This is a genomic window from Candidatus Nitrosotalea sp. FS, from assembly GCF_011319475.1.
In the GTDB taxonomy this organism is placed as follows: Archaea; Thermoproteota; Nitrososphaeria; order Nitrososphaerales; family Nitrosopumilaceae; genus Nitrosotalea.
Genome location: NZ_RCMC01000130.1, coordinates 2,703 through 3,560, shown reverse-complemented (window position 1 = coordinate 3,560; position 858 = coordinate 2,703). Strand labels below are relative to the sequence as shown.

The following is an 858-nucleotide window of genomic DNA, read 5'->3' as shown; positions in this document are numbered from 1 at the left end:
TAGACTAGATTCAATCTCAGGAGGCTCGGAGGCATTGTGTGAGGTTACCATCAAAGTTGAAGATCCATACGGCAACCAAGCATCTGCAAAATCAGTGGGAGAAGACATTGTCATCACAAGTGTACAGGCAATGATAGACGGCATAAACAGAATCATGCTCAAAAAAATTCTCAAACAAAAAAACCTGGGACAGTAGATGTACAAGATAGCACTCATCACGGGCGACGGCATAGGCCCCGAATTATCAGAATCAGTAATTGATGTACTGGATACAGTAAATGACAAGATGGGAGTTAAAGTACAAGTTACAAAGTTACAGGCAGGAGATGCAGCACTGAAAAAAACCGGCAAGGCATTGCCAGATGANAGATGCATCAATTAATGCAATACAAAAAATCACTGGCGAAATATCCAAAGTGAGAATAAAGGACTATAGACTAGATTCAATCTCTGGAGGCTCTGAGGCATTGTGTGAGGTTACAATCAAGGTTGAGGACCCATACGGCAACCAAGCATCTGCAAAATCAGTGGGAGAAGACATTGTCATCACAAGTGTACAGGCAATGATAGACGGCATAAACAGAATCATGCTCAAAAAAATTCTCAAACAAAAAAACCTGGGACAGTAGATGTACAAGATAGCACTCATCACGGGCGACGGCATAGGCCCCGAATTATCAGAATCAGTAATTGATGTACTGGATACAGTAAACGACAAGATGGGAGTCAAGGTACAAATCACAAAGTTACAGGCAGGTGATGCAGCACTCAAAAAAACCGGCAAGGCATTACCAGATGAAACATTAGACATAATAAAAAAATCAGATGTGTGTCTAAAGGCACCTGTTGGAGAAAGTG

Annotated in this window: 3 protein-coding genes and 1 pseudogene; all 4 read left to right on the top strand. The window is 41.5% G+C overall.

The window, feature by feature from the left end:
• The coding region (locus DYY66_RS04695; protein ID WP_304515737.1) for an alpha-isopropylmalate synthase regulatory domain-containing protein at positions 1-196 on the top strand (196 nt) is incomplete at its 5' end.
• Positions 197-366, top strand: a pseudogene (locus DYY66_RS04690) (isocitrate/isopropylmalate family dehydrogenase); the annotation flags it as partial.
• 1 nt (position 367) lies between these two features.
• Positions 368-629 (top strand): alpha-isopropylmalate synthase regulatory domain-containing protein (locus DYY66_RS04685; RefSeq protein ID WP_304515736.1); only part of this gene is annotated, 262 nt, incomplete at its 5' end.
• The coding region (locus DYY66_RS14145; RefSeq protein ID WP_255496096.1) for an isocitrate/isopropylmalate family dehydrogenase at positions 630-858 on the top strand (229 nt) is incomplete at its 3' end.